Annotated in this window: 23 protein-coding genes and 1 pseudogene; 7 read left to right on the forward strand and 17 right to left on the reverse strand. The window is 69.8% G+C overall.

The window, feature by feature from the left end:
- Positions 1-15: 15 nt before the first annotated feature.
- The 5 genes from ACIQD6_RS33310 to ACIQD6_RS33330 form a co-directional block, all read right to left on the reverse strand.
- Entirely contained in the window at positions 16-846 is an 831-nt protein-coding gene (locus tag ACIQD6_RS33310) for an ABC transporter permease (RefSeq protein WP_401889997.1), read from the reverse strand.
- Entirely contained in the window at positions 843-1,808 is a 966-nt protein-coding gene (locus ACIQD6_RS33315) for an ATP-binding cassette domain-containing protein (protein ID WP_401890057.1), read from the reverse strand. Before ACIQD6_RS33315 ends, ACIQD6_RS33310 begins: the two co-directional genes overlap by 4 nt.
- Positions 1,809-1,944: 136 nt before the next feature.
- Positions 1,945-2,586: a PadR family transcriptional regulator gene (locus tag ACIQD6_RS33320; protein ID WP_401889999.1), complete on the reverse strand. Its 642-nt coding sequence runs from the start codon at positions 2,584-2,586 to the stop codon at positions 1,945-1,947.
- Between the two features lie 170 nt (positions 2,587-2,756).
- Complete coding sequence (locus ACIQD6_RS33325) at positions 2,757-4,223, reverse strand: aldehyde dehydrogenase family protein (RefSeq protein ID WP_401890001.1); 1,467 nt, start codon at positions 4,221-4,223, stop codon at positions 2,757-2,759.
- A 63-nt stretch (positions 4,224-4,286) separates the two neighbouring features.
- The gene (locus ACIQD6_RS33330; protein ID WP_401890004.1) at positions 4,287-5,168 is read right to left on the reverse strand and encodes a helix-turn-helix domain-containing protein; all 882 of its coding nucleotides are present in this window, start codon (positions 5,166-5,168) and stop codon (positions 4,287-4,289) included.
- Between the two features lie 317 nt (positions 5,169-5,485).
- Between ACIQD6_RS33330 and ACIQD6_RS33335 the strand changes: the two genes are divergently transcribed.
- A complete protein-coding gene (locus ACIQD6_RS33335) occupies positions 5,486-6,001 on the forward strand; it encodes an ATP-binding protein (RefSeq protein ID WP_401890007.1) in 516 nt (171 codons plus the stop codon).
- Between the two features lie 411 nt (positions 6,002-6,412).
- Here the strand turns inward: ACIQD6_RS33335 and ACIQD6_RS33340 are convergent, their stop codons facing one another.
- From ACIQD6_RS33340 to rpmG, 5 genes are all read right to left on the reverse strand, one after another.
- Positions 6,413-6,652 carry a DUF397 domain-containing protein gene (locus ACIQD6_RS33340; protein WP_401890009.1) on the reverse strand — a complete coding sequence of 80 codons (240 nt, stop codon included), beginning with the start codon at positions 6,650-6,652 and terminating at the stop codon, positions 6,413-6,415.
- 386 nt (positions 6,653-7,038) lie between these two features.
- Positions 7,039-7,281: a 30S ribosomal protein S18 gene (gene rpsR, locus ACIQD6_RS33345; protein WP_401890012.1), complete on the reverse strand. Its 243-nt coding sequence runs from the start codon at positions 7,279-7,281 to the stop codon at positions 7,039-7,041.
- On the reverse strand, positions 7,281-8,633 hold the full coding sequence (locus ACIQD6_RS33350; RefSeq protein WP_401890014.1) for a CobW family GTP-binding protein: 1,353 nt from the start codon (positions 8,631-8,633) through the stop codon (positions 7,281-7,283). Before ACIQD6_RS33350 ends, rpsR begins: the two co-directional genes overlap by 1 nt.
- On the reverse strand, positions 8,633-8,890 hold the full coding sequence (locus tag ACIQD6_RS33355; protein WP_401890016.1) for a type B 50S ribosomal protein L31: 258 nt from the start codon (positions 8,888-8,890) through the stop codon (positions 8,633-8,635). Before ACIQD6_RS33355 ends, ACIQD6_RS33350 begins: the two co-directional genes overlap by 1 nt.
- A gap of 75 nt (positions 8,891-8,965) precedes the next feature.
- Positions 8,966-9,130, reverse strand: a complete 165-nt coding sequence (gene rpmG, locus ACIQD6_RS33360) for a 50S ribosomal protein L33 (RefSeq protein WP_401890019.1) — start codon at positions 9,128-9,130, stop codon at positions 8,966-8,968.
- Positions 9,131-9,182: 52 nt separating this feature from the next.
- On the opposite strand from rpmG, the gene rpmB reads away from it, so the two are divergent.
- On the forward strand, positions 9,183-9,419 hold the full coding sequence (rpmB, locus tag ACIQD6_RS33365) for a 50S ribosomal protein L28 (RefSeq protein ID WP_401890059.1): 237 nt from the start codon (positions 9,183-9,185) through the stop codon (positions 9,417-9,419).
- Complete coding sequence (rpsN, locus tag ACIQD6_RS33370) at positions 9,419-9,724, forward strand: 30S ribosomal protein S14 (RefSeq protein WP_401890021.1); 306 nt, start codon at positions 9,419-9,421, stop codon at positions 9,722-9,724. The genes rpmB and rpsN overlap by 1 nt, the downstream gene beginning before the upstream one ends.
- 141 nt (positions 9,725-9,865) lie before the next feature.
- Here rpsN and ACIQD6_RS33375 read toward each other — a convergent pair whose 3' ends face one another.
- Both ACIQD6_RS33375 and ACIQD6_RS33380 read right to left on the reverse strand, forming a co-directional pair.
- Positions 9,866-12,301 (reverse strand): FUSC family protein, encoded by a 2,436-nt coding sequence (locus tag ACIQD6_RS33375; RefSeq protein ID WP_401890024.1) that lies wholly within the window; start codon positions 12,299-12,301, stop codon positions 9,866-9,868.
- 49 nt (positions 12,302-12,350) lie between these two features.
- The gene (locus tag ACIQD6_RS33380) at positions 12,351-13,667 is read right to left on the reverse strand and encodes a DUF2786 domain-containing protein (protein WP_401890027.1); all 1,317 of its coding nucleotides are present in this window, start codon (positions 13,665-13,667) and stop codon (positions 12,351-12,353) included.
- Between the two features lie 195 nt (positions 13,668-13,862).
- Here ACIQD6_RS33380 and ACIQD6_RS33385 point away from each other — a divergent pair, with 195 nt between their 5' ends.
- The gene (locus tag ACIQD6_RS33385; RefSeq protein ID WP_401890028.1) at positions 13,863-14,447 is read left to right on the forward strand and encodes a sugar O-acetyltransferase; all 585 of its coding nucleotides are present in this window, start codon (positions 13,863-13,865) and stop codon (positions 14,445-14,447) included.
- Positions 14,448-14,623: 176 nt separating this feature from the next.
- Here ACIQD6_RS33385 and ACIQD6_RS33390 read toward each other — a convergent pair whose 3' ends face one another.
- Both ACIQD6_RS33390 and ACIQD6_RS33395 read right to left on the reverse strand, forming a co-directional pair.
- Positions 14,624-15,535, reverse strand: coding sequence for an NADP-dependent oxidoreductase (locus tag ACIQD6_RS33390; protein WP_401890031.1), 912 nt, complete (start codon positions 15,533-15,535; stop codon positions 14,624-14,626).
- A gap of 205 nt (positions 15,536-15,740) precedes the next feature.
- Complete coding sequence (locus tag ACIQD6_RS33395; RefSeq protein ID WP_401890033.1) at positions 15,741-16,976, reverse strand: MFS transporter; 1,236 nt, start codon at positions 16,974-16,976, stop codon at positions 15,741-15,743.
- A 296-nt stretch (positions 16,977-17,272) separates the two neighbouring features.
- Here ACIQD6_RS33395 and ACIQD6_RS33400 point away from each other — a divergent pair, with 296 nt between their 5' ends.
- Positions 17,273-19,042 carry a bifunctional 3'-5' exonuclease/DNA polymerase gene (locus ACIQD6_RS33400; protein WP_401890036.1) on the forward strand — a complete coding sequence of 590 codons (1,770 nt, stop codon included), beginning with the start codon at positions 17,273-17,275 and terminating at the stop codon, positions 19,040-19,042.
- 75 nt (positions 19,043-19,117) lie between these two features.
- Here the strand turns inward: ACIQD6_RS33400 and ACIQD6_RS33405 are convergent, their stop codons facing one another.
- Positions 19,118-20,521: an N-acetylmuramoyl-L-alanine amidase gene (locus tag ACIQD6_RS33405; RefSeq protein WP_401890038.1), complete on the reverse strand. Its 1,404-nt coding sequence runs from the start codon at positions 20,519-20,521 to the stop codon at positions 19,118-19,120.
- Between the two features lie 1,163 nt (positions 20,522-21,684).
- On the opposite strand from ACIQD6_RS33405, the pseudogene ACIQD6_RS33410 reads away from it, so the two are divergent.
- A pseudogene (locus ACIQD6_RS33410) lies at positions 21,685-23,063 on the forward strand (IS1380 family transposase).
- Positions 23,064-23,224: 161 nt separating this feature from the next.
- On the opposite strand, the gene ACIQD6_RS33415 reads toward ACIQD6_RS33410, so the two are convergent.
- Both ACIQD6_RS33415 and ACIQD6_RS33420 read right to left on the reverse strand, forming a co-directional pair.
- The gene (locus ACIQD6_RS33415; RefSeq protein ID WP_401890041.1) at positions 23,225-24,334 is read right to left on the reverse strand and encodes an IS630 family transposase; all 1,110 of its coding nucleotides are present in this window, start codon (positions 24,332-24,334) and stop codon (positions 23,225-23,227) included.
- 192 nt (positions 24,335-24,526) lie between these two features.
- Positions 24,527-25,519, reverse strand: a complete 993-nt coding sequence (locus ACIQD6_RS33420; protein WP_401890043.1) for a helix-turn-helix domain-containing protein — start codon at positions 25,517-25,519, stop codon at positions 24,527-24,529.
- 469 nt (positions 25,520-25,988) lie between these two features.
- On the opposite strand from ACIQD6_RS33420, the gene ACIQD6_RS33425 reads away from it, so the two are divergent.
- The coding region (locus tag ACIQD6_RS33425) for an IS5 family transposase (protein ID WP_401890045.1) at positions 25,989-26,475 on the forward strand (487 nt) is incomplete at its 3' end.

Here is a 26,475-nt window from a genome sequence, read left to right on the forward strand (position 1 = left end):
GACCACCCGCCCCACTCAGTGGCTGAGCCTCGCGAACCTCCGTACGGCGAGCGGGAAGAACACCGCGAGCAGCGCCACCGGCCACAGGACGGCGAGCAGCCCGGCGTGCTCAGCCGCCCAGGAGCCGCCCGCCGCGCCCGGGTTGCCGAACAGGTCACGTACCGCCGTGGCCGTCGCCGACATCGGGTTCCACTCCACGACGGCGCCCAGCCAGTCCGGCATGGACTCCGGCGTCGCGAAGGCGTTGGAGAGGAAGCCGATCGGCCAGACCAGGATCTGCACCGCCTGCACCATCTCGGGACGGCCCGCCACCATCGCCAGCTGGATCCCGAGCCAGAGCATCGCGAACCGGAACAGGAGCAGCAGCCCCACTGCGCCCAGGAAGGATGCGGGTCCGCCGTGCCAGCGCCAGCCGATCGCGTACCCGGCCCCGATCATCACCACCAGTCCGGCCGCCGACTGGAGCATGTCGGCGACGCTCCGGCCCACCAGGACCGCGGACGACACCATGGGCATCGAACGGAACCGGTCGACCACGCCCTTGTCGAGGTCCTGGGTGACGGCGAGCATGGTCGACTCCAGGCCGAAGGCCATCGTCAGGGCGAGCATGCCGGGGACGAGGAATTCGACGTACTCCCCGTCGACCCCCCGGCCACCGCCGATCAGATAGCCGAACATCAGCAGCAGCATCACCGGGAAGACCAGCCCGACGACGACCTGGACCGGCTGCCGGGCCCAGCGGGCGAGTTCGCGCCGGGTCATGGTCCAGGAATCGGCGAGTGCCCAGCCGAGCCCGCTGCTCTCGGCGGCCGTGCGGACCGGGGTTGTGGCGTGCGTCGTCGTCATGCCGGCATCTCCTGCCGCTCGGTGGCGCCCGGCCGCCCGGCCCCGCGGGCGGCGGTGAGCTGGAGGAAGACCTCGTCCAGCGTCGGCCGGCGCAGGGCGATGTCCCGCGCCTCGATTCCCCGCGCGTGCAGGGCCCGTACGGTCTCCGTGAGCGCCGTCATCCGGTCCGCGACCGGCGCACTGAGCAGCCGCCGGTCCACGTCCGTACTGACGGCGTGCGTGCCTGCCGCGTGCGCCAGCGCGTGCGCGCCGTCCGCGAGCCGGTCCGCGTCGTGCAGGACGACATCGATCCGGTCGCCGCCGATCCTGGCCTTCAGTTCGTCCGGCGTGCCCTCGGCGACGCCCCTCCCGCTGTCCACCACGGAGATACGGTCGGCCAGTTGGTCGGCCTCCTCCAGATACTGGGTCGTCAGCAGTACGGTCGTCCCGCCGCCCACCAGCGAGCGCACCGCCCCCCACACCTCCGCCCGGCCTCGCGGATCGAGCCCGGTCGTCGGCTCGTCCAGGAAGAGCACCTCCGGTTCGGTGATCAGGGACGCCGCCAGATCGAGCCGCCGCCGCATCCCGCCGCTGTAGAGCTTCACAGCCTTGCGGCCGGTGTCCATGAGGCCGAACCGCTCCAGCAGTTCGTCCGCCCGGACCCCCGCGCGCCGGGCGCCCAGATGGTGGAGCCGTCCGAACATCTCCAGGTTCTGCCGGCCGCCGAGATCCTCGTCCAGTGCCGCGTGCTGCCCCAGCAGCCCGATCCGCCGCCGCACTTCACGCCCCCGGTCCCGTACGTCGTGGCCGGCCACGCGCACCAGCCCCTCGTCGTGCCGCAGCAGCGTGGTCATGACCCGTACCGCCGTGGTCTTGCCCGCGCCGTTCGGCCCGAGCACCCCGTGCACCGTGCCGCGTTCCACCGTCAGATCGAACCCGTCCAGGGCCCGCTTCCCGCCGTACCGCTTGCGTACGCCCGCCATGACGATCACATCGTCCGACGTACTCAATGCGCCCAATGTGCTCTCCCCCTTCGGCCCCTCGACCCCGCACCCCTCGTAGTCAAGTTTGACTACGGGCTCGAAGGTAACCCCGCCCGGGATGTTTGGTCAAACTTGATTAGTGACGATCTCCGTCATCGGGAATCCCCGTCGCGTACGGGTTCTCCTCGCCCTCGGCGAGCACCCCGACGAACGGCTCACCCTCCCCCGCGAAGGTGTACGCCCCACCCTCGATGCGTTTGATCAGCCCCTGCGTCCACTCCGCACCCGAATCCGCGGAGTGCACCCAGTAGTTCATGATCTCCCCGATGTGCCCGAGCTGTTCCGGACCGTCCTCCGGTACGTAGTGCTCGGTCACCGCGGCCCGCCAGGCCTCTATCGCCCGCACCCGCTCCTTGAGCAGTTCGATCACCTCGGCGCGCGGCAGGTCGACGATGCAGCCGATGCCCGCCGACAGCACGTCCATCTTCTGGTCGTACGAGGTCAACGCCTCGCGCAGCAGCCTGAAGTACTCCTCGTGGCCGGCGTCCGTGATCTCGTACTCGGTCCGCGGCGGCCCGCCGGCCGTGCTCGGCGCGACCTCGTGCGCCAGGAGTACGCCCTGCTTCGCCATCTGCTTCAGCGCGTGATAGATCGAGCCGGGCTTGGCGTTGGACCACTCGTGGGCGCCCCAGTACTCCAGGTCGTTGCGGACCTGGTAGCCATGGGCCCGCCCGTGCTGGCGGACCGCGCCGAGCACGAGCAAACGGATCGCTGACATTGCTCCAGGTTATGACCCCGGGCCGCGGCCCTCTCGGGGCCCCGGCGATCCAGCGCAGGTCCAGCGCAGGTCCGGAGCAGGCCCAGCACAGGTCCAGGGAAGGCCCGGAGCCGCCCGCCGGACAGGCCCCGGACCTCAGACCTCAGACCTCGAACCTCAGACCTCAGACCTCAGAGAGGGAACTCCGTACGGTCGTGCTGCACCGAGATCCACTTCTGCGTCGTGAACGCCTCGACCGCCGAATCACCGGCCAGCCGGCCGAACCCCGAGGACTTCTCCCCGCCGAAGGCCACCATCGGCTCGTCCTGCACGGTCGAGCCGTTGACATGCATCATGCCGGTGTCGATCCGCCGCGCGAACGAGACCCCCCGCTCCACACTGGACGTGTGCACGGCGCCGCTCAGCCCGTACGGACTGCTGTTGGCGAGCCGTACCGCCTCTTCCTCCCCGTCGAACGGAACCAGCAGCACCACCGGCCCGAAGATCTCCTGCCGCATCAGCGGGGAGTCCTCCGCGAGCCCGGTCAGTACCGTCGGCTCCACGAGATTGCCGAGCGTACGGCCCCGTACGAGCGCCGTCGCGCCCTCGGCCAGCGCCTGGTCCACCAACGCCGTCAGGACGTCCGCCTGGGAGGTGTTGATGACCGGGCCGATCTGGGTCTCGGGGTCGCGCGGGTCGCCGGCCTTCAGCGACGCCACCCTCGCCACGAACTTCTCGGTGAACTCCCGCTCGACACTGCGGTCCACCATGATCTGGTTGGCGGACGTACAGACCTGCCCCTGGTAGATGAACCGGCTCGCCACCGCCGCTTCCACCGCGTAGTCGAGCCCCTCGGCGTCGAGATCGTCCAGCACGACCAGGGCGCTGTTGCCGCTCAGTTCGAGGACGGCCCGCTTGAAATGGCTGCCCGCGACCGCCCCGACATGGCGGCCGACCCGGTCGGACCCCGCGAACGAGATCACCTTCGGGACCGGGTGCTCGATCAGCGCGTCGCCGATCTCCGCGATGTCCGTCACCACCACGTTCAGCAGGCCGGCCGGCAGGCCGGCGTCCTCGAAGAGCTTGGCTATGAGCCCGCCCCCGACGACCGGCGCGTTCTGATTCGGCTTGACCACGACCGCGTTGCCGAGCGCCAGCGCGGGCGCCACCGACTTGAGCCCCACCAGGAAGGGGAAGTTGAACGGGCTTATCACCGCGACGACGCCGACCGGCAGCCGGTAGACGCGGTTCTCCTTGCCGTCGACCGGGGACGGCAGGATCCGGCCCTCGGACCGCAGCGCCAGCTGAATCGCCTCGCGCAGGAAGTCCTGCGCGGTGCGGACCTCGTACACCGCTTTGACCCGCGTACCGCCGAGTTCGTCGATGATCGCCTCGACGATCTCGTCCTGGCGCTCCTCGACCAGCCGGAGCACCCGCTCGAAGACCAGCCTGCGGGTGTACGGATTGGTCACGGCCCAGGCACGCTGCGCGCGCTCGGCGGCGCGGTAGGCCTCATCGACCTCCAGGGCCGTGGCGACCGTGATGGCGGCCAGCTTCTCCCCGTTGTACGGATTGAAGTCGATGATGTCCCACGAGCCGCTGCCGGTCCGCCACTCGCCATCGATGTACTGGTGAGCCAGGTCGGTGAAGTAGGACATGCGATCCCTTACTGCAGGTACTGCAGGTGCAGACTCCTGATATGACGTCATCGTACTGATGCCTCAGATGAGTTGAAGCAGGCCACGGAGGAGATCCCGGCTTTCCTCCGGTCCAGGACTGTCCTCCTGGAGCCGCGCCATCACCCGTTCGTACTGCGCCACTTCCTCGCGCTTGTCCAGATACAGCGCGCTGGTCAGCTGTTCCAGGAAGACGACGTCGGACAAATCCGACTCGGGGAAGCTCAGCATGGTGAACGCGCCGCTCTCGCCCGCGTGCCCGCCGAAGCTGAACGGCATCACCTGAAGGGTGATGTTCGGCTGCTCCGAGATCTCGATCAGGTGCTTCAACTGGCCCTGCATCACGGATCGGTCGCCGTAGGGGCGGCGCAGCGCCGCCTCGTCCAGTACGGCGTGGAAGCGGGGGGCCCGCTCGGAGACGAGGACCTTCTGCCGCTCCAGACGGAGGGCCACCCGGCGCTCGACCTCGGCACAGGGCGCGTCCGGCTGACCTCGGGTGACGACCGCGTGCGCGTACGCCTCGGTCTGCAACAGGCCGTGCACGAACTGCACTTCGTAGATACGGATCAGCGAGGCGGCGCCTTCGAGACCGATGTACGTCTGGAACCAGCCGGGCAGCACATCACCGAAGCTGTGCCACCAACCCGCGACATTGGCCTCCTTGGCGAGGCCGAGCAGGGCCGCGCGCTCGCCCTCGTCGGCGACGCCGTAGAGGGTCAGCAGGTCCTCGATGTCTCTGGCCTTGAAGCTCACCCGTCCCAACTCCATACGGCTGATCTTGGACTCGGATGCGCGGATCGAGTAGCCGGCCGCTTCACGTGTGATGCCGCGCGTCTCACGCAGCCGCCTCAGCTGTGAGCCAAGCAGGATGCGCCGCACCACGGAACCGCCCGATTCGGCTGCGGTCACGTCTCCAACCCTCCCCATCGCATGTGGTTCTCCTCGGAGCACCCCCGAACTCCAAGTGCCGGATTCTGCCATCAAAACGCTTCAGCCCGTACTCGATCGATTACGGAAATAAGAAGGCTTTACGGAGGGAGCGAAACTGGTCACGAGGAGAAATCGACAACAACCGGTACGGGAGGGGCCAATCCCGGCGCGTGCACGTGCATCTGCCCTTGCATCTGCCCTGCGCATTCGGAACCATGGGCCCCGCGCACCTGTGTGCTCGTACGTGATTGACGTGTTGTGACGCTGGACCCATCGCAGTATCGCTACGGCCGCGAATCCCGGGAGTGCCTCGCATGGGGATGAATGGATCGACCGTGCTCGAGCCGTTGAGGCAGGGCCTTCCCCCGATCGATCCCGCAGGAGCCGCGGGGTCTGCGTCGTGCGCGCTGCCTCCCCACTACGAAGCGGTACGCGGGGCACGGCAGTTCACCCGGACGACGCTCAAGCAGTGGGAGCTGAGCGAGCGTTTCGACGATGTCGCGCTGGTCGTCTCCGAACTCGTCACCAACGCACTGCGGCACGCCCTGTCCGATGACGGCACCGTACGGCGGGAGCCGTACGACGCCCCCGTACGACTGCACCTGATGCGGTGGACGTCACGACTGGTCTGCGCGGTACGGGACCCCAGCCACACGGGCCCGGCGGCGCGGCAGACGGAGGAGGACGGGGCGGCGGAGTCCGGACGGGGACTGTTCCTGGTGGAGTCGTTCAGCGACACCTGGGGCTGGCACCCGCTGGCGGGGACGCTGCACGGCAAGGTGGTCTGGGCGCTGTTCCAGCTGCCCTGCATCACAGAACCGGACTGTTGAGACCGGACCGCTGAACCCGACCGCTGAACCGGACCGCCCGGCCGCGCTGCCGAACCGGACCGCCGAGACGGACCGCGGGGCGGGACCGCCGGGCCGCGTGCGGAATCGGGCCGCCGAACCGCGTGGGGATCCGCGGCGCCGAACCGGCACCCGCCGGCCCGTCGGGCGACTGGCTGATTCGCACTCTTTCGCGGTGGCGGTGGGCACGTATGACACCTACTGGTCCGTACCTATCCAGCCATGACCTTTGCGAGATTGACTGAAACTCACCGCTCCCGAGGCGCACTTGCGCGCCCTCCTGCCACCGGGCGCACGCTGCGCGCACGCTCCGTGATGGGCGCGCCGTCGGAACTGTGCGCCGCCGGGCGGCGCACACAGCCGTCGGCCATGCGCCGTCAGGTGGTCAGGTGGTCAGCTGGCGGTCAGGTGGTCGAACTCACCGGCCTTGACTCCGATCAGCATGGATTCGATCTCGGCAGGGGTGTAAACCAGCGCGGGACCGTCGGGGTGGCGTGAATTTCGTACCGCCACCTCGCCGCCCGGCAGCTTGGCGAACTCCACACACGAGCCCTGGGAGTTGCTGTGCCTGCTCTTCTGCCAGACGACTCCGTGAAGCTCTGTGGCCGCTATGCCGTTGTACACGTCGTACACAGGTCGCTCCCCGAGTTGCAAGGTGCAGGTTTCAACTGTCTCGGATCATAGCTGTGTTCATGTGCTGCTGCATGAGCAGATGCACGTGCACGCGGGGTGTTCCCGCGATTACAGACCTGCCGGTCAGACGGACTGTCCAGACCTGCTCCGACCTGCACCGACCCGGTCGCGGACCGGTTCCGGGCCGGTTTCCTCGCGTTCTCATGCGCTTCTTGAGAAGGAGACGTATTTCGAGGGCATTCGGCTCCCTTGCCGACCCTCTCCAGTGCCGAATCTCCCTCTCCTGTGTCGGTTATCACTCACGCCCTCCCCGCCCCCTCCGCACGGAAAAGAGCAGGAGGGGGCGGGAGAAAAGCGGAAGGGAGCGGGCGGGAGCGGGGCGGGAGTCAGCGCGGGGCCGCGCGGTACGGCAGCAGGCCCATCTCGCGCGCGTTCTTGACCGCGCGCTCCAACTGCCGCTGCTGCTGGGCATTCACCCGTGTCACCCGGCGGCTGCGGATTTTGCCGCGGTCCGAGATGAACTTCCGCAGCAGGTCGGTGTCCTTGTAGTCGATATAGGTGATGCCTGCGCGATCCAGCGGATTGGGGCGGGGTGCGGGCGGCTTGCGGTCGCCACGGCGGGTGGACATCAGACCTCCAGGAAGGAGTCGAAGGCGGGCGGCAGCCGCTTCCAGGCCTCGCGGCCCGCGGTGTACTCGGCGTCGGTCAGCAGGCAGGAGTCGAGGAGCCGCTCGACCCCTTCGCGGTCCAGGCCGGGCGAGGTGAAGACCAGGTGCTGGCAGCGGTCGCCGTGTCGCGGATGCCAGTCCAGGGCCACGGCGGCGCGGCGCACTGGCGGGACCGCGTCCCAGGCGGCGTCCGGCAGCGAGGCCAGCCAGGGCCCCGCGCTCTCCACGCAGAGCGCGCCGCCCGCCGCGTCCCAGGCCAGCAGCGTGTCCGGCCGGTCCGCGAGCCAGAAGCGGCCACGGCTGCGGGCCGCGGCACAGGTCAGATCCTCCAGCGCCTGGTAGAGCCGCTCCGGGTGGAAGGGGCGGGTGCGGTGCCAGACGTACGTACCGACACCGCGGTCGTCCGCCTCCTGCGGCAGGAGCGCGCAGGCCGGGTGCTGACGGGCGGCCGCGGCCTCGACGTCGAAGCCGGCGAACGCGGCGGCGGCCAGTTCCCCGGCGCACTCCCCAGCACGTGCTCCGGCGTGCTCGCCGACACGCGCTCCGGCGCGTTCACCGGCGGACGCGCCGTCGCCGACGGACGCGCCTTCGCCGGGGATCCGTATCCGACGTGCGGTCGGGTGGAGCTGGGCCAGCAGCGCGCGGTCCTCGTCGTCCGCGAGCGGGTTGTCGATCACGGCGAGTACGGGCGCGTACTCCAGCTGCCTGGCCCAGGTGTCGGCGATCGTCCGCTGGTCGGAGGCCGCGGCCGCCAGCCCGGCGTCGGCGAGGTCGTCGCCGTTGCCGAGATACGGCAGCAGCAGCGCCGGGTCCACGGCGGTCAACACCTGACTGACGACGAGCCCCTCGCCGTGCGCCGCGACGACCTCGGCCATCGCCCGGGGCTCGACCGAGTCCCAGAGCTCGACGACGGCCAGCCGGGTCAGGCCGCTCTCCGCGAGCCGTTCCAGCTCGGGTACGAGATCCTCGCGCAGCGCGCAGCAGGCACAGTCGTTGACCAGCGGCGCCTCACCCGTGGAGATCAGTTCGGTGGCGTCGCGGACCGTACGTACGACCGTGCCCCGGTCCGCCGTGGACAGGTCGTGGTGGAGCGCGACGCTGCCCGGCACGGTGGCGAGCAGGTGGCGCACGGCCGCCTCGCGGGCTTCGGAGTGCAGTCCGGCGACGATCACGACGGGGAGCCTGCTGTCGTGATCGTCGCCGGTGGCGCCGGTGGCGCCGGTGGCGCCGGTGGCGCCGGTGGCGCCGGTGGCGCCGGTGGCGCCGGTGGCGCCGGTGGCGCCGATGCCCCAGGAATTGCTGATGCCACCCATCAGCGAGCCTCGGGGCGGCGGCCGTACCGGCGCTCGAAGCGCTCCACGCGGCCGGCGGTGTCCATGACGCGGGCGGTACCCGTGTAGAAGGGGTGGCTCACCGAGGAGATCTCCACATCGATGACGGGGTAGATGGTGCCGTCCTCCCACACGACCGTCTTCTCGGAGGTCGCGGTCGAGCGGGTCAGGAAGGCGAAGTCGGCGGCCTTGTCGCGGAAGACGACGGGCCGGTACGCGGGATGGATTCCGGGCTTCATCTCAGGCCTCTTCTGCTGCTTCTGCTGCTTCTGCTGCTTCTGTTGGTGCTGTTGGTGCTGTTGGTGCTGCCGGGGTCAGCGCTCTTCGCGGAAGTCGACGTGCCGCCGCGCGACCGGGTCGTACTTGCGCAGCGTCATGCGGTTGGGGTCGTTGCGGCGGTTCTTGCGGGTCACGTAGGTGAAGCCGGTCCCCGCCGTGGACCGGAGCTTGATGATCGGGCGTAGTTCGTTGCGGGCCATGAGGCTAGTATATGGAAATGGTTTCCATTTCCAAAGAGAGGAGCGTGTGACATTGTCCGCCCACTGCCGGCTGACCGGCGCCAAGCCCGGCTTCGGCAACCAGATCTCCCACTCGCACCGGCGCACCACCCGCCGCTTCGACCCCAACGTCCAGCGCAAGCGCTACTGGCTCCCGAGCGAGGGCAGGTTTGTCCGGCTCACCCTCAGCGCGAAAGCGATCAAGACCATCGACACGATCGGCATCGAAGCGGCGGTCGCCCGGATCCGTACTCGCGGGGTGAGGGTCTGATGGCGAAGAAGAGCAAGATCGTCCGCAATGAGCGGCGCAAGGAGATCGTCGAGCGGTACGCCGCGCGACGTGCCGAGCTGAAGGAGATCCTCCGCCGCCCCGGCACACCTGACGAGCAGAGGATCGCGGCGCGGCGGGAGTTGCGGAACCAGCCGCGCGACGCGAGCGCCACGCGGGTACGGAACCGGGACAGCGTGGACGGCCGACCGCGCGGCCATCTGCGGAAGTTCGGGCTGTCCAGAGTCCGGCTGCGCGAACAGGCCCACGCCGGATTCCTTCCCGGAGTGCGCAAATCCTCCTGGTAGCTAGGTCTGTCGACCGACCAGGGGGATTTGTGCGGCGCTAGCTCGTACGGACCCGTGTCGGCGCGCGGGCCGCGGATCCTTCTCGGGTCCGCGGCCCGCGGTCGTTTCCGCAGCTGCCACGGCTGCTACGGCTCTGAACTCCTAGATCGTGTCCCGCCGTTCGACCCATTCCTCGTCCCATTCCTCGTCCCACCCCTCGGCCCGTTCTTCGTTCCGTTCCCCCTCCCGCTCTTCGTCCAGGCCCTCGTCCAGCCCTTCCGACAGTTCCTCCAGCGCGTCGAGAAGCAGGCCCGCTCCACTCCGTACGACTTGGTCGGGGACGCCCTCGCCGTCCCAGCGCGCCAGTGCCTCACGGACCGGGTCCCAGCGCGGGACACGGCCTTCCCGCATGTCCTTCGCGCCCTGTTCCGTGGCCTCGCGCAGTGCCTCGGCCAGGTCGGCCGCCGCCGGTACGGGGGTGGTGCCGCGTTCCGGAAGGTGCGCCTCCATCAGCATCGCGACCCGTGACAGCTGGGCGAGCGCCTGCTCGGCGTCGTCGGCTGCGACGAGGGAAAGACCGCGGTGCCGCACCGGTTCGTGAATGGCCCTCGCCTCGGCCTCGTGCCAGGCGGCACGGGCCTCACGGGTCTCCAGCAGCGCCTCGCGTACGTCCGGGCTGTCGCGGTCCGCGGGCTCGGCGTAGTGGGCGACGACGGCGGCCGCGTAACGGCCGTCCGCGACCAGCCAGTCGGCGAGCCGGGCGCGCAGGCGCGGGGTCTCCCAGGCCGGATAGACGGCGTACGCGATCATCGCGAGCAGGCCGCCGAGGAGGGTGAGCAGGGCCCGCTCCCGTACGGTCTGCGTCACGCCCGTGCCCGCCACGCCGAGCAGGAAGACCACGTAGGCGGCGACGAAGATCTGGCTGATCGCGTAACCGGTGCGCAGCAGCAGATACATCAGGGCCGCGCTGAGCACGGCGAGGAGCACGAGGACTTCGCGGCCGGGGTGGGCGAGTTGCACGATGCCGGTGGCCAGGGCGACGCCGACGAGGGTGGCGCCGATGCGGGCCACGGCGCGTCCGTACGTCTGGGAGAAGTCGGGGCGCATCGTCATGACGGCGGTCATCGGCACCCAGTAGCCGTGGCCGAACGGAAGGGCTGTGCCGAGGACGTAGCCGGCGGAGGTGACGGCCGTGACGCGGATGGCATGACGCAGGATCGGGGAGTCGTGGTTCAGCTCGTTGCGGACGGAGCGCAGGACGACCGGGACGAGCCGCAGCAGGCTGGGGCGGTCGCGGTGGGAGGCGGCCTGCTGCCTTTGGCTCCGGTCCGGGGCGGGGGCCCGGTCCGGGTCTGAGGCCTGGTCCTGGTCCTGGTCCTGGTCCTGGTCGGGAGCCTTGTCGAAGGTCGGGGCGAAAGTCGGGGCGAAAGTCGGAGCGAGGGCCTGGGCGAGGGCCTCCTGGTCGAAGGCTTCGTCGGAAGCCGCGTCGGAAGCCGCGTCGGAGGCCGCCTCGGAGACCTCTCCCTTGCGAGGCGGCCAGGCCTTGACCTTGTCCTCTTGTCGCCGTCGCCGTCGTCGGGGCCAGGGCGAGATCCCCGCCCGGGTCTCGCTTCCCGAGCCCTTCGCCGTCTCGACGACGTCATCGAGCAGGGCGACCAGCCGGGCGGCGGCGCGGCGGGCGGGGCCGGTCAGGACCGAGCTGGTGTCAGGGGTGCTGACCAGCCCGAGCGTGGCCGGTTCCAGGCGGACGGGCTCACCGTGGCGGATGGCGCGGGCGGCCGAGTCCAGGGCGGAGCCGGCGGCGGCGAGCAGTTCCCGTACGCGGTCCCGTTCCGGCCCTTCGGACGGGGCACCCACCGCCGGATCGGCGAGGGAGGCGAGCACGGGCCTGATCCGCTCGGTGACCCCGCGAGCGCCGTGCAGTTCGGCGGGGCGGCGGCGGGCCTCCCACTCGGTGACGGCCGCGGCGCTGCGCGCCGTCATCAGCGGCTCGGGGTCGAACGGGGCGACCGGGTCGTACCGCAGCCGGCGGGCGTAGTCGGCCACGGCGGCGAGGGCGTCGGCCAGCGCGTCCCGCTGTCTGCCCCAGCGCCGGATCGGGAAGAGCAGGATCATCGCGGCCTGGACGAGCCCCCCGGTCGCGATCACGGCGGCGTGCTCGGCGGCGGTCGCCACGGACGTGGGAAGGGTGACCGTCACCAGCATGATCGCGACATTGGACGACGCGATGATGCCGACGGTCGGCCCGGCCGCCCAGGCGAGACCGGCGAGGAAGGTCCAGACGGCCAGCAGGACGAGGAACAGCACGATACGGGCGCCGGTGAGGTAACCCAGGAAGGTACTGACGGCCAGGCTCGCCCCGGAGGCCAGCGCGAGAACCGGCCGGGGCCGCCAACTGCGCTGAAGGGTGGCGATGCCCGCCTGAAACGCGCCGAAGGCCGCGCTGACGGCAACCGTCGCCCCGAACAGCGCGAGGGAGACTCCGACGACGACGGCGAGCCCGGCGGCCCCGCGCAGTGCGACAAACGGTTCGAGCCGCTGCCGCTCGATCGTGAACCCCGAGCGGGCGGTCTCCTTCAGCGCCCGGAGCCAACTCATGGACCGAGCCTAGCCATAACCGGGCAGACCGGGTGATTCAGGAGCGCGATCAGCCCGCCGGGCGGATTCGGCCGCGCCGGTCCTCCGTACTCGAGCCGCCCGGCACATGCGCCGCGTCCGCGGCCGAGGTGCCATGGGTCCAGCCCTCGGCGTCCGTCACCCCGCGCACCCGTGTCGCCACCGTCTCGGGGAACATCCGGTCCGTACGGTCGGCCACCGCCACATCCCGCGCCGCGAGCACCGGCAGCAACGCGTCACCGCCGCCCCCGGCGCCGTCCTCGGCGGCTTGCTCCGTGGCCTGTTCGGTGACCTGTTCCGTCGCCCTGGCCAGTCGTTCGCCGATGCGGTGGGCGTACGCCATCAGGAACGACTGCCGGAAGGTCTTGGTCCGCTTGCGCCCTGACGCGCGCTGGGCCGCCTCCGCGCGGGTCATCGCCGAGGTTCCCTGCACCAGCAGGGACGTGTGGAGCAGCTCGACCGCCTCCAGGTCGGGCTCGAAGCCGACGACCGTCGAGAAACCGAAGGCGCTGTTCCAGACGGCGCGACAGCGGTTCGCCGAGGCGACGGCATCGAGCAGGATCGCCTTCGCCGTCTCGTACGGAGCGTCCACCCCGATCCGGCACGCGCCGGGCACATCGCCCCGGTGCGTCCGGCCGGCCAGCAGCGCCTCGTCGATGCTGTGCCGGGCCATCAGCTCCTGCGCCTTGGCGGTGAGCGCCTCCGCCTCCTGCGGGTAACCCGTGGCCTCCGCCTTGGCCAGCAGCGCGCGGATCCGGGTGAGCATGCGCGGCTCGCCGTCGGCGGCGGGCAGATGTACGGGCGTACCGGGCACCGGCCCCACGGACTCGATCGCGGGCAGCCGTATGAGCAGCAGGTACAGCTCCAGTACGGCGGTGGCGTACGAGAAGCGGTCGGCCCGGTAGGGCGCGGGGCCCGCCCCTTGCCGCGCGCCCGGTTCCGGCCCGGGGTCGGCGCCGAGCTCGGCGAGCTGGGCGGCCCAGCGCGGCGGCAGCCGCTCGTACCGCCGCACCTCCGCCGCGATCAGCTCGACGGTCAGCCGCACGTGATGGTCCTCCAGGTCGCGTCGTACGAGTCGTACGACGTCGGCCGGCTGCCAGCCGCGCTCCCAGGCCAGGCGTACGAACTGCTCGCCGCGCCGCCGCAGTTCCTCGTCGGCCGCCGGGTCGGCGGCGAGCAGAGAGGCGCCGGCATCGACTCCTTCGAGCCCCGCGGCGCCTCGCGGTGACTGCGGGGGACGTGCGGAGAGCACGGCGGCAAGGGCGCGCTCGACGGTACGGACAGCCTCACCGGCGGCGTCCCGGTCGCCGCCATCGCCATCGGCGCTGCCACCGCGACCGTCTCTCATGCCGCGCCCTCGGTGTGCTCCACGAACATGCGGGTGCCTCCTCTGATGTACTTCTTGCCGCGCTTGATGTACTTCTTGCCGCGCTCTCGATGGTCCCAGGTCCGCGCCCCGAAACTTGTCCACAGGCTGTGGATATCGAACTGCCGCGCGGGACGCCGGGTTTACGGTGGACGTCCGACCGAGGAGAGGACGTCCGTGGGCGAGAACAAGCGACGCATGCTGGCCGGCGAGTGGTACCTCCCCGACGACGAGGAGCTGGGGACCGACACCGAGCGCCGCTTCGCGCTCTGCGCGGCGTACAACGCGAACGGCGGCGCCGCACCGGCCGACCGCGCCAAAATCCTTGCGGAGCTGCTCGGTTCGGTGGGCGAGGACGTCCGCGTCAGGCCGCCGTTCCAGTGCGACTACGGAAGCCACATCAGCATCGGCGACCGTACGTTCGTCAACTTCAACGCGGTCTTCCTCGACGCCGCGCCGATCACCGTCGGCTCCGACGTACAGATCGGCCCGAACGTCCAACTGCTCACCCCCACCCACGAACTCGATGCGGAACGCCGCCGCGCGGGCTGGGAGAAGGCGTCCCCGGTGACGATCGGCGACAACGTCTGGCTGGGTGGCGGGGTGATCGTCTGCCCGGGGGTGACGATCGGCGAGAACACGGTGGTCGGCGCGGGTTCGGTCGTGACGAAGGACCTCCCGGCGGGCGTGCTGGCGGTGGGAAACCCGGCGCGGGTGATACGCGAACTGGACGGCAGAGGGGAAGCGGGCGGTGGGATGTAGAACGGGGACGTGGACCGGGGACGTGGACGGAGTACGCGGTGGTGGCCGATCGACTCCGCCACCGCGCGTCACGGCATCAGCTCAGCACGTCAGGCGTCAGGCGTCAGGCGTCAGGCGTCAGCGCATCCGGTGTCAGCGCATCAGGCATCAGCTCGACCCGTCACGTCGTCACGGCGTCACGGCGTGATCACGAGCTTCCCGCCCGCATGACCGCCCTCGCTGGTCGCCTGCGCCTCCGCCGCTTCCGCCAGGGGGAAGACCCGCGCGATGTTCAGGCGCAGCGCGCCCTCGGCAGCCAGGCGGACGTTCTCCGCCAGGCCTGAGCGCTTCTGCTCCAGCGTGCCGCCCGACGAGTAGGGCACCCCGTACTTCCCGGCGTCCGGGTCGGCGATGGTGATGATCCGGTCCGTCGTGCCGCCGCGCAATTCGATCGAGTCGGGCAGCGCCCCCTTGCCCGCCACGTCGAAGACCGCGTCCACCCTCTGGGGCGCGGCCGCGCGGACGCGTCCGACCAGACCGTCCCCGTACGCCACCGGGATCGCGCCCAGCGAGCGCACGTACTCGTGGTTGGCCGGGGCCGCCGTACCGATCACGATGGCTCCACGGGCGACCGCCAGTTGTACGGCCATCGAACCGACCGAGCCCGCGGCGCCGTGCACCAGCAGGGTCTCGCCGTCCCGGACCGCGAGCTCGTCGAGCACCCGCCGGGCGGTCTCCCCCGCGACCGGGATCGCCGCGGCCTCGTCCCACCCCAGGGAGGCCGGTTTGGGTACGAGGGTCTCCGCCAGGGCGTACGGGGCGTAGGCGCCGGTGGCGGTCCACCCCAGCACCTCGTCGCCGACGGCGGCGTCCGTCACTCCCTCGCCGGTCTCGTCCACGACCCCGGCGAATTCCAGACCAGGGATGGCGGGCAGGGGCGTGGCGAAGGCCTGTTGCATCCATCCGCGGCGGATCTTGTAGTCCAACGGGTTGACGCCCGCCGCCCGTACCGCCACCCGGATCTGACCGGGGCCGGGGTGCGGCTCCTCGACCTCCTTGACGTGCAGTACGTCGGGGCCGCCGAACTCCTCGAAAACGATCGCTTGCATTCCAGCCTCCATACGGCGCGCGGCCTCATACGGCGCGCGACTTCGCGAAACAGCGTGAAACCGCGTGGACCGGCCCGGATTCCGGGCGTAGCTCCTGAGTCGATCTTCCCGGTGCCCGGTCCGGCCCGCCTTCCGAACGGTTCCGTCCACCCGAAAGGTGTGCCTCCGCGCACCCGTCCAAGATCGGCCGGACAGGACGTGAGTGTCATGCCGCAGCGGCGCGGCGTCCGAGCCTCTCCCCGAGGCACGAGAGAACGGCCACGGCGCTGAAGACGGCGCCCAGGGCGCAGGCCCCGGTCCACCCGGCGTAGGCCCAGACGAGGGAGATGAGCGCCGAGCCGGCGACGCCCCCGAGGAAGTACGCGGTCATGTAGAGCGAGTTCAGCCGGCTGCGCGCGGGTGGGTCGAGGGCGTACACCACGTTCTGATTGCTGATGTGCACCGCCTGCACCGCCAGGTCCAGTACCAGGACCCCGACGAGCAGCCAGGCGAGCCCGTGTCGTCCTCCGGCCAGAAGGATCGCCCAGGAGGCCAGCAGGAGGATCGTGCCGCCGGCTGTCACGGTGTGCACCAGTCCCCGGTCGGCCAGCCGTCCCGCGACCGACGCCGCGGCGGCTCCAGCGGCGCCGGCCAGCCCCATCAGGCCGATGGCCGCGGTGGACCAGCCGTACGGCGGTCCGGACAGCAGGAAGGTCAGCGAGACCCACATCACCGTGAAGGCGCCGAAGCTCGACGCGCCGGTCAGGGTCCGCCAGCGCAGCACCGGATGGTCGCGCAACAGCCGTCCCATCGAGCGGAACGCGGAGAGGTAGGAGGCGCGTCCGGCGGCGGGGAATGCCGGCAGTACGCGCCGCAGCAGCAGGGCCATCGTCAGCATCAGCACGGCGTTGACCCAGTAGACCGTGCTCCATCCGCCGAGCTCGGCGAGGCCGCCCGCGGCTGTTCTGGCCAGCAGTATGCCCAGCAGCAGCCCGGCCATGACGGTGCCCACCGCCCTGCCACGCATGTCAGGCGATGCCATGGTCGCGGCGAACGGCACCATGACCTGCGCGCCGACCGAGCACAGCCCCGTCACGGCGAGACCGGCGAACAGCAGGGGGACGTTCGGCGCGGCGGCGGTACAGGCGAGCCCGACGGCCGTGGTGGCACACAGCGTCACGGTGAGCCGGCGCCGTTCCAGCAGGTCGCCCAGCGGTACGAGCAGCACCAGGCCGCACACGTAACCGATCTGGCTCACGGTCACCACGAGAGCGGCCGTACCGGAACTCATCTCGAACCGCCGGGCCATCATGTCGAGGAGCGGCTGGGCGAAATAGTTGCCCGCCACGGACAGGCCGGTCGCGGTGGCCATGAGCAGCAGCGTGGAACGCGTGAGGCCGTCGGTGACGTCGCGGCCGGTGACGTTGACGTGTGCGGCAGCGTCCTGTGCGGCGCGCTTCATACAAGAGCCCCTTCAAGAGCCCCTTCACCGGCTCTTGCTCCTGCTCCTTCACCGGCTCCTGCTCCTGCTCCTGCTCCTGCTCCTGCTCCTGCTCCTCGGATCATGAGCTGTGGAACTCCTTTCGCACTCCTGTGCCCAGGAATGCTCTTCGACACTGATGCCCATCGCTTCGCAGGCGAACCGCGCCACGGGCGGTTCGTCGAGGCCTTCACCAGGTCCGCGTCAGGCCGCGTCCTGGCGCGCGTCCCGGTCATGTCCCCGGGGCGTTGTCAGACCCTCCTGCGAGACTCGGCATCATGACCGAACGATGGGTTCTGGCCACGGCTGACGGCGGTGGCGCGCTGCTCGCTCCGCTGGGCGTGGACGGCCGACCGGCCGGGCCCGTACTGCGCGAGCCGGATCTCGTCGCGGCGGTCAGGACGCGACTGCCGGAGGTCGGGCGGTGGGTGTGGCGCTCCACCGCCGAGGTGTATCCGCGCCTGCTCGCGGCGGGCGTACGGGTCGAGCGGTGTTACGACATCGAGGCGGCGGAGCTGCTGCTGCTCGGCCACGAAGGGCGGCTCGGCGAGCCCCGGTCGGCGGCGGCCGCCTGGGCCCGGCTGCGGAACGGACCGGTGCCGCCCGATCCGCCGCCGCGCTCGGCGGCACCGGGCTCGCAGTCCTCGCTGTTCGAGCCGCACGCGGGGGCGGACGTGCCGTTCGAGGGCCTGTTGGAGGTGTACGAGGAGCAGCAGAGACGGCATGCCGCCGCCGAACACCCCGGCCGGATGCGGCTGCTCACCGCGTCCGAGTCGGCCGGGATGCTGGTGGCCGCCGAGATGCACCGCGCGGGGCTGCCCTGGCGGGCGGATGTGCACCGGGAGGTGCTGGGTGAGCTGCTGGGCGAGCGGTATGCGGGCGGGGGCGAGCCGCGACGACTGGCCGAGCTGGCGGACGAGGTGTCGGAGGCGTTCGGGCGGCGGGTCAGACCCGACCTGCCCGCGGACGTGGTGAAGGCCTTCGCGCAGGCCGGTATCAAGGTGAGATCGACCCGGCGCTGGGAGCTGGCGGAGATCAGCCACCCGGCGGTGGAGCCGTTGATCCAGTACAAGAAGCTGTACCGCATCTGGACGGCGCACGGCTGGAGTTGGCTCCAGGACTGGGTACGGGAAGGGCGGTTCCGGCCGGAGTATCTGCCGGGCGGCACGGTCTCCGGCCGCTGGACGACCAATGGCGGCGGGGCGCTCCAGATCCCCCGGGTGATCCGCCGCGCGGTCGTCGCCGACGAGGGCTGGCGGCTGGTGGTGGCGGACGCCGACCAGATGGAGCCCCGAGTACTGGCCGCGATCTCCCGTGACCCGGGGCTGATGGAGGTGGCCGGGCATGACGGCGATCTGTATACGGCGCTGTCCGACCGGGCGTTCTCCGGCGACCGCGCCCACGCGAAGCTCGCGCTGCTGGGGGCCATCTACGGGCAGACCTCCGGCGACGGACTGAAGAATCTGGCGGCGCTGCGCCGGAGGTTCCCGCTGGCCGTGGCGTATGTGGACGACGCGGCACGCGCGGGCGAGGAGGGCAGGCTCGTACGGACCTGGCTCGGCCGGACGAGCCCGCGGGCGGCCGGGGCGGGGGACGACGACGAGGCCGGCATCCCGCAGGAAATACCGTCCGGGACAGGCGAATCCCAGGACGGGAGTACGGGCGGGGGCGCGTACGGAGGCACCGGTGGAGGCGGAGGTACGGGCGAACGGGCTTCGGGCGGTGGTGAGTTCACGCCGGGCTACGCCTCGTCGAACAGCCGGGCACGCGGCCGCTTCACCCGCAACTTCGTCGTACAGGGCAGCGCGGCCGACTGGGCCCTGCTGATGCTGGCCGCGCTGCGGCAGGCGACCGCCGGGATGCGGGCGGAGCTGGTCTTCTTCCAGCACGACGAAGTGATCGTGCACTGCCCGGAGAAGGAGGCCGAGGCCGTGGTGGAGGCGATCCGCGCGGCCGGAGAGATGGCCGGGCGGATCGCCTTCGGGCAGACACCGGTGCGGTTTCCGTTCACGACGGCGACGGTGGAGCGGTACTCCGACGCGAAGTGACGACGCCGACCCGGTCATCAACCCAGCAACGAAGGGAGGAAGGCGGATCGGGCCACGAAGGCTGGGAGCGGTGGATCACTCAGCGACGACGGTCGTGGCAGCGCTGGTCGCCGTCCTGCCGGACTGATGGACGGCGCGTACAGCGACCTTGTGGGAGCCGGGAGAGAGCATCGCCTTCGCGGACGTCGCGGAGCCGCCGACAATCGCGGCCACCTCGCCGTCGACCAGCAGTTCGTTCTCGGCGATCAGCGCCGCCGGGGTGGTCGCCGACCACTTCACGACGATGCCGTCCTCGGCGGAGTACGTCGATCCGGCGCGGCCCGTACCCGTACGCGTGCCCTCGCCCGTCCCCGCGCCCTTGCCGGATCCGATGGACTTGATGGCCAGACCGGACACAGGGCCTGCCGCCCAGGACCGGACGGTGGCCAGTTTGCGGTAGAGGGCTTTACCCGGGCACTGGGTGTTGTAGCCGTCACGGTGTCCGTGGATGGCCCGGAAGGATTTCCGGGCACCCTTGGCCCAGGACGTGCCGAAGTAGTCGCGGCCTCGGTCCCCGGCGGTGAGTGTGATGGTGCCGGCCGGGTCGACACCGTACTGACCGAGCTTCCAGGCGGCGACACGGGCGGCCGAGGCCAGGGCCGCCTTCGACGGCGCGGCGGCGGCGTACGTACCGAGCACGGAGACGCCCGTGGTCTCGGTGTTGAAGCCGTAGGCGTGAGCGCCCGTCACCGGCCGGTCGACGCCGCCCTTGCGGCCCTCGTAGACCGTGCCGCACTTGTCGACGAGGAAGTTGTAGCCGATGTCTTTCCAGCCCAGCTTCTTCACGTGGTACACGTACACCCCTCGCACCACGGCGGGGGCCTGCTCGCAGGTGTAGTCGTTGCTCTCGGCCGTGTGGTGGACGATCACCGCCTTCACCTTGCCACCCGGCAGGTAGCCGGGCTTCTCGGGACTGATCGACTCGTCGGCGCCCCACTCGGACCGTGCGGTGATCGGCGGGCGAGGCGCGGACGTGCTGCCCGCCGCGCGGTGACCGGCGGATCCGGTATCGGCCCCGCCCCGTACGGAGGGTGAGGCGGGCGGCACCGCGCGCGCGGATGCGGACGGCCTGCCGCCCTCGGGGCTCGCCGGTACCGGGGCCTTCGACGCCGGAGTCCCCGGTACCGGAACTTCCGGTGCTGTGGCTCCCAACGCCGGGATTTCCAGCACCGGGGCCCCCTTGTCGTCAGCGGGACCGAGGCCGAGGCCGAGATCAAGACCAGGCCCGGTTCCCCCGGACGAACCGGATTCCTGGAGGGCGGACGCAGCGGAACCGGAGGCGGCGAAAGCGGCGGGCTCCATCCTCAAGGCACTCCCCCGCCCCGGGTCGGCACTCCCCCGCCCCGGATCGATCATGGCCAGGCTGAGCCCCGCGGGCAGCCGCGCCGACGTCTTCCCGCCGCTGGTGACCCGTACCTCGACAGCGTCGGAAGGCCCCACCCACGCGGGCTCGGTCCCTCCCCGCTCGGCCCCGCGCTCACTCTGCCCGGTGTCACCGTCCAGCGTCAGCCAGCGGGACCACGCCCCGGCGCCACAGCACGAGTACGGGCCTCGACCCGGCCGTCCACTCGCGCACCCGGGTCCCTCCACGTCACGCCCAGCATGCTGAAGCGCCCGGTGTCCCGCTGCGCGAGCACGGCGCTGCGCCCGTCCCCCCGACTCTCCAGCCCGGCCGACCGCACGTGCGCACGCACCGGCGCCGAACGCTTCCCGTCCACGGCGGCACCGGACACTCCCCGCCCGCCACCGGACGCCCCTGGAAGGACGAGAGCACCCGAGACACCGACCACGGCAAAACCGGCGGCAATCCACAACCGACGCGACGTCACGCCGTTCCTCTCCAGTTGATACAGCGCGGAAGCATGTACGCCCGACTCCTCTGCCAACCCGTTCGCCAACTGTTCGTCAACTCCTCCGCCAACTGACCGACCGGCGGCTCCGTGCTGCCGACTGCCGGAGATGGGCGCAATTCGCCGCGCACAGGAGGGAACAGGGGGACACCCGTACGAACAGAGCAAGGCGACGACTCCACACGACGACTTCCGCACGACGTTTTCCCACGTACGGTTCGCGGCTCGACAGGCCAGCAGCCTCGTCCTGTGCATCACCAGCGAAGCCATAACAGGGCAAAGCTCACGCGTAGGGTCGCCCCGTGACGCGGTGGGCGAACGGCATGACACGGCCGGCGAACGCCCCTCGTTCTTTCGGCCGAGGCGGGGCCTCTCAACCAGCCGTTGTGCCAAGACGGCGTGGTCAGGCGCGGGAGGAAGCTTTGAGAAGAGCAGCCGCTAGGGACCGGCCGCAACGCGAACCGAGGCGCACCTCATGAAGCGCATCGTCATTGCCCTGGCCGTGGCCGCGGTACTGGCAGGCGCGAGCGCCGTGAGCCGCCCACTGCTGCGCGAGGTGGTGAGAGACGCGGGCCCGCGCCCGGACTGACGTGTGCTCTTTGACCGACCGGGCAGTCGGCGACGCCGACGCATCAGGCAAAGGAAAAACCCCAGGTCACAGCGAGTGAGTCCTGGGTTTCTCCGGAGCCGCCTTCGGGATTCGAACCCGAGACCTACGCATTACGAGGGGCCGCAAGATCGGGACAGGTCGTGATCAGTGTGCACACTCAATCCAGTCCACGTGTCCGCGTGAGGGCGGTGGCCACGGGGTGGTGTCCCAGGCCGGGGCCGTACTGCTGATCGAGACCGCCCGCAAGGCTGGGCTGGACCAGGCGATATCGAGGGCACTGATGCCGTGGCGACGTCCGCGGGCGGTGCACGATCCAGGGAAGTTCCTGCTGGACCTGGCCCTCGCGGTCGCCGTGGGCGGGGACTGCCTCGCGGATGTCGGGATGCTGCGGGCCGAGCCGGCCGTGTTCGGACCGGTGGTCTCCGACCCGACGGTCTCCCGCCTCATCGACACCCTCGCCGGCGCCGAGTCGAAGGCCCTGTCCGTGATACGGGCTGCGCGGGCCGAAGCCCGCGAGCGTGTCTGGAACGTGGCCAAGACCGCGGCTCCGGATGCTGCGGGGCAGGTGATCGTGGACCTGGACGGGGTGCTCGCGCCGGCCCACTCCGAGAAGCAGGATGCCACCGCGACCTGGAAGAAGACCTTCGGACACCATCCTCTGACGGGGTTCGTCGACTACGGAAGTGGCGGCAGCGGTGAGCCGGTGGCCGGCCTGCTCAGGCCGGGCAACGCAGGCAGCAATACCGCCGCCGACCACATCACCACGGCTCAACTCGCCCTGGCCCAGCTGCCGAAGAAGTACCGTCGCGGGCGCCAGACGCTGATCCGTACCGACTCCGGCGGCGGCACCCGCGAGTTCGTCGCCTGGCTCGCCCGGCGCGGGCGGTGGCTCTCGTATTCGGTCGGCATGCCCATCACCGACGCCAATCCACCAGGCCGTACTCAAGGTCCCGACCGCCGCATGGACGGTGGCCGTCGAGCCGGGCGGCGAGATCCGCGACGGAGCCTGGGGCGCCGAATTGTCCGGCGGCTGCCTGAAGGGCTGGCCGAAGGGAATGCGGCTGATCGTCCGCAAGGAACGACCCCACCCCGGCACCCAGTTGCGCTTCACCGACACAGACGGCCTGCGGCTCACCGCGCTCGCCACCAACACCACCGGGATTCTGATTGCCGCACTCGAACTGCGGCACCGCCAGCGCGCGAGAGCCAAGGACCGCATCCGCGCCGCCCGCGCCACCGGCCTGCGCAACCTGCCCCTGCACGACACCGCACAGAACCAGATCTGGCTGGAGATCGTCCAGATCGCCCTCGATCTCCTGGCCTGGATGCCCAATGCTCACCCTGACCGGCGAAATCCGCAGGTGGGAGCCTCGCCGCCTCCGGCTCCGCCTCTTCTCGGTCGCCACCCAGATCGTCACCACTGCCCGCCGCCGGCACCTGAGGTTCGCACGCCACTGGCCCTGGGACCGGCGTGACCACAGACGCCCTGGCACGACTCGAAGCCCTCCCGAACCCCGGCTGACCAGCACGTTCCCGTCCCCGCGAGCAGCACCACCCCCGCCGGGCCCGTGGAACCCCGCGCCCACCCGACGCGACAGCCGGGCCATCAACGAGCCCACCACCGACCCGAACAACCGAAACGGCCCACCGAAAGAACCGACGGACCGTCACGAAAGATCAAGGCTAGTGTCCTGAGTCGGTAATTCGTCGGCAGTACGAGGCGAGTGAGTCGAGGATCTGGTCGGCGGTCTTGGTCCAGATAAACGGTTTGGGGTCCTCGTTCCATGAGTCGATCCAGGTGCGGATGTCCTTCTCCAGTGCCTGGACCGACTTGTGGACGCCTCGTCGTATCCGCTTGTTCGTCAGCTCGGCGAACCACCGCTCCACCAGGTTCAGCCACGACGAGCTGGTGGGTGTGAAGTGCATGTGGAACCGGGGATGGGCCAGCAGCCACTTCTTCACTTCCGCGGTCTTGTGGGTCTCGTAGTTGTCACAGACCAGATGGACATCCAGCTGCGCGGGGACCTCCTTGTCGAGTTTGCCCAGGAACTTTCTGAACTCCTCGGCCCGGTGCCTGCGGTCGAGCGAGCCGATCACCTTTCCGGACGCCGCGTCGAAGGCGGCGAACAGGGTGGTGGTGCCGGCGCGGACGTAGTCGGGGGTGGACCGCTCAGGCACCCCGGGCATCATCGGCACCACCGGCTGGGAGCGGTCCAGGGCCTGGATCTGCGACTTCTCGTCCACACACAGCACCAGCGCCCGCTCCGGCGGATCGAGATACAGCCCCACCACGTCGTGGACCTTGTCGACGAAGAACGGGTCCGTGGACAGCTTGAACGTCTCCAAGCGGTGCGGCTGCAGCCCGAACGCCCGCCAGACCCGCGAAACGGTCGACTGAGACAGTCCCGTCCTCCTCGCCATCGACCGCGTCGACCAGTGAGTGACGTTCTCCGGATTCGACTCCAGCGTCCGCGCGATCAGATCGGCGACCTGCTCATCCTTCACGGTGCGAGGACGGCCCGGACGCGGCTCGTCCGACAGGCCGTCCAAGCGGTCCGCCAGGAACCGCCTACGCCACTTCGACACAGTGTCGCGGGACACCCCGACCCGCTCCTTCACCACACGCGTCGACACCGGAAAGCCGTCCTCCCCGACACCATCACAGGCCAGGACCACACGAGCCCGCATCGCCAAGTCCTGAGCCGACTTACGCCGCCGAACCCAACCCTCGACCACCGACCGCTCCACATCGGTCAGATCCAACGGCACAAGCTTCAGTCCCGGACGCGCCATAACCCCAACGCCAAGGAAACTTAAAACTCAGGACACTAGCCCTCCCAGGCCGACGCCCGATCGCCTCAAGCGTCATCCACGGGCTGGCGCTCTCGGAGGACTCACTTGGGAGGCTTACCGGACTTTCATGGAGGTGTCGCTCCCCGAGCGGGTCTCGCCGGCAAAGCGGAATTCAGTCGACTGCGTCATGGCTCACCGTACGCCGCCGCCCGCATGGAGGGCACCGTTCTCAACGTCGTCGACATGAACGATGGCATTCGGAATATCCTTAAAATGCATGAGAGCCTTGACGGAGACCTTGTAGCTCCGCCCTGCCCTCGCCGCAGGGAAAGGGAACTGCCCTGCCCTAATGAGTCGGTGGGCGGCAGATTCGGCGATCCCCATCACGCTTGCGGCTTCCCGGAGCCCGATGAACGAGGGGTAAAGGTCTGAGGCATAGTAGTAGTGATTCGGGTTGGAAATCCAGGATCGGGGCAGCCTCAAAGCCGTCGCCTGGCCGACCGACCCCGAGCGGCGGCCGGCGCGAATTTCGTCGTGAAAAACCCGCACGGCGTCAAAATAACCCAGCCTCTGAAACAGTGACCCGAAACGCTCACCCCTGACCTGTTCCGCAAAAGCCGGGTCACGAATGGTGTTGAAATCTATGACCGATGACGCCCTCACCGTGGAGTCCTGAGCGGACACATCTGGTCCGGAGTATATTTCGACGTCGTCACTCGGGTACTCCGATAAGTTGGCATTTCCGTGCCTCCAGGCCACCTCGAAAGCCGCCTTCACCATTCGATCCCTGACATGGCGCGGCGGAACGCCCATTGCAGTGTCTGCCCAGACTTCCAATGCGGTTGCCACCATGGCCGACCGAATTTCTTCGCAATCGACCCGGAAATCACGGGAGATCTTCATGGACGTCGACCGGAAACAGGGAACTATGCAGTCGAGAATGACCAACCGCCACGTGTCGTTACCGTCCAGATCACACAATCTCCCCATGGCAATAATAGATTCCCACAGACGGGAACTCGCAGCCGACCGGACTCCCGCCGAAATCGCCTCGGCACGAAACTTCGCGTAAGTGGGATGCCGCTTTATCTCACACTCCTTCACATCTCCCACATGCACACAGACCGACTCTTCCCCGAAAATGTCCCGAACCTTCCATTCGATTCGGTCGAAGACATCCGGCATTATTCGTACCCCAATCTTTGATCTTTGCCGACCACTCCCGACCGAGTATGGCAAACCAGAAAGAACCCCACCGACCGCAGCTCGAACTGGCTCACCCGATCGTGTGAGAAATTTCTGTATTCGTACTTTGCGCTTCACGGGTCGGCTATGGCACGGACGGCGCCGGGTTCCACAGATCCGGTGGACTGCCGGCAGCAGAAGTGCGTGCCGAGGGCCCAGTCAGGCGGGGCGGGGTGAGGATCCGAGGAAACGGACGATCTCCTTTGCCCAGGGCCAGGTGCGGGCGATCTTCGGGCGGCGCCTGGGCTAGCCGCAATGCCACTGACTTACCAGCGTGCGCGAGCCTTTGACCTGCGGCGAAGTCCTCACTGGCGGGCTCCGGAAGGTTGCAAAGTCACCGGCATTGGGGCTAGGTTCTGTTTCTCGGATCTGGTGACAGGGCTTGGTGTGCGGGTCCAGGCTCGGTCATGTGACTGGACGAGGGGCGTTGACGAACGCGGAGTGGGAGCGTCTTGAGCCGCTCTTGCCTCGCGGCGGGAGTCGTGGTGGTCGCTGGAGTGACCACCGCAAGGTGATCGACGGTGTTCTGTTCCGGGTCCGGACGGGCATTCAGTGGCGTGATCTGCCGGAACGGTTCGGGCCGTGGGAGACGGTGTACAAGCGGCATCGTCGCTGGTCGGCCGACGGTACGTGGGAGCGGCTGCTGGTGCGGGTCCAGGCGGAGCAGGACGCTTGCGACGGGATCGACTGGGACGTGTCGGTGGACTCCACCACTGCGCGGGCTCACCAGCACGCGGCTGGGGCCGGTGTGGCGGAGTCTGTCCGTCCGGCTGGCGGAGGTGGTCAGGCAGGCGAGTGCTCAGGCCGTTCCCGTGGCGGCTTCAGCACCAAGATTCACCTGTCGGCCGAGGGCCGGTGCCGGCCGATGTCGGCACTGCTGACACCCGGGCAATACG

The sequence above is a fragment of the Streptomyces sp. NPDC088400 genome (genome assembly GCF_044753355.1).
Lineage (GTDB): Bacteria > Actinomycetota > Actinomycetes > Streptomycetales > Streptomycetaceae > Streptomyces.

What these genes read in the sequence shown, in the direction of transcription:
- ACIQD6_RS33335 (WP_401890007.1), top strand. Translation starts at nt 5,486, where the DNA reads ATGGGGATGAATGGATCGACCGTGCTCGAGCCGTTGAGGCAGGGCCTT.
- ACIQD6_RS33400 (WP_401890036.1), top strand. Translation starts at nt 17,273, where the DNA reads ATGACCGAACGATGGGTTCTGGCCACGGCTGACGGCGGTGGCGCGCTG.
- rpmG (WP_401890019.1), bottom strand. Translation starts at nt 9,130, where the DNA reads ATGGCCCGCAACGAACTACGCCCGATCATCAAGCTCCGGTCCACGGCG.
- ACIQD6_RS33315 (WP_401890057.1), bottom strand. Translation starts at nt 1,808, where the DNA reads ATGGCGGGCGTACGCAAGCGGTACGGCGGGAAGCGGGCCCTGGACGGG.
- rpsN (WP_401890021.1), top strand. Translation starts at nt 9,419, where the DNA reads ATGGCGAAGAAGAGCAAGATCGTCCGCAATGAGCGGCGCAAGGAGATC.
- ACIQD6_RS33390 (WP_401890031.1), bottom strand. Translation starts at nt 15,535, where the DNA reads ATGCAAGCGATCGTTTTCGAGGAGTTCGGCGGCCCCGACGTACTGCAC.
- ACIQD6_RS33415 (WP_401890041.1), bottom strand. Translation starts at nt 24,334, where the DNA reads ATGGCGCGTCCGGGACTGAAGCTTGTGCCGTTGGATCTGACCGATGTG.
- ACIQD6_RS33350 (WP_401890014.1), bottom strand. Translation starts at nt 8,633, where the DNA reads ATGGGTGGCATCAGCAATTCCTGGGGCATCGGCGCCACCGGCGCCACC.
- ACIQD6_RS33325 (WP_401890001.1), bottom strand. Translation starts at nt 4,223, where the DNA reads ATGTCCTACTTCACCGACCTGGCTCACCAGTACATCGATGGCGAGTGG.
- ACIQD6_RS33320 (WP_401889999.1), bottom strand. Translation starts at nt 2,586, where the DNA reads ATGTCAGCGATCCGTTTGCTCGTGCTCGGCGCGGTCCGCCAGCACGGG.
- rpsR (WP_401890012.1), bottom strand. Translation starts at nt 7,281, where the DNA reads ATGTCCACCCGCCGTGGCGACCGCAAGCCGCCCGCACCCCGCCCCAAT.
- ACIQD6_RS33355 (WP_401890016.1), bottom strand. Translation starts at nt 8,890, where the DNA reads ATGAAGCCCGGAATCCATCCCGCGTACCGGCCCGTCGTCTTCCGCGAC.
- ACIQD6_RS33395 (WP_401890033.1), bottom strand. Translation starts at nt 16,976, where the DNA reads ATGAAGCGCGCCGCACAGGACGCTGCCGCACACGTCAACGTCACCGGC.
- ACIQD6_RS33380 (WP_401890027.1), bottom strand. Translation starts at nt 13,667, where the DNA reads ATGAGAGACGGTCGCGGTGGCAGCGCCGATGGCGATGGCGGCGACCGG.
- ACIQD6_RS33330 (WP_401890004.1), bottom strand. Translation starts at nt 5,168, where the DNA reads ATGGGGAGGGTTGGAGACGTGACCGCAGCCGAATCGGGCGGTTCCGTG.
- ACIQD6_RS33375 (WP_401890024.1), bottom strand. Translation starts at nt 12,301, where the DNA reads ATGAGTTGGCTCCGGGCGCTGAAGGAGACCGCCCGCTCGGGGTTCACG.
- ACIQD6_RS33420 (WP_401890043.1), bottom strand. Translation starts at nt 25,519, where the DNA reads ATGCCGGATGTCTTCGACCGAATCGAATGGAAGGTTCGGGACATTTTC.
- ACIQD6_RS33310 (WP_401889997.1), bottom strand. Translation starts at nt 846, where the DNA reads ATGACGACGACGCACGCCACAACCCCGGTCCGCACGGCCGCCGAGAGC.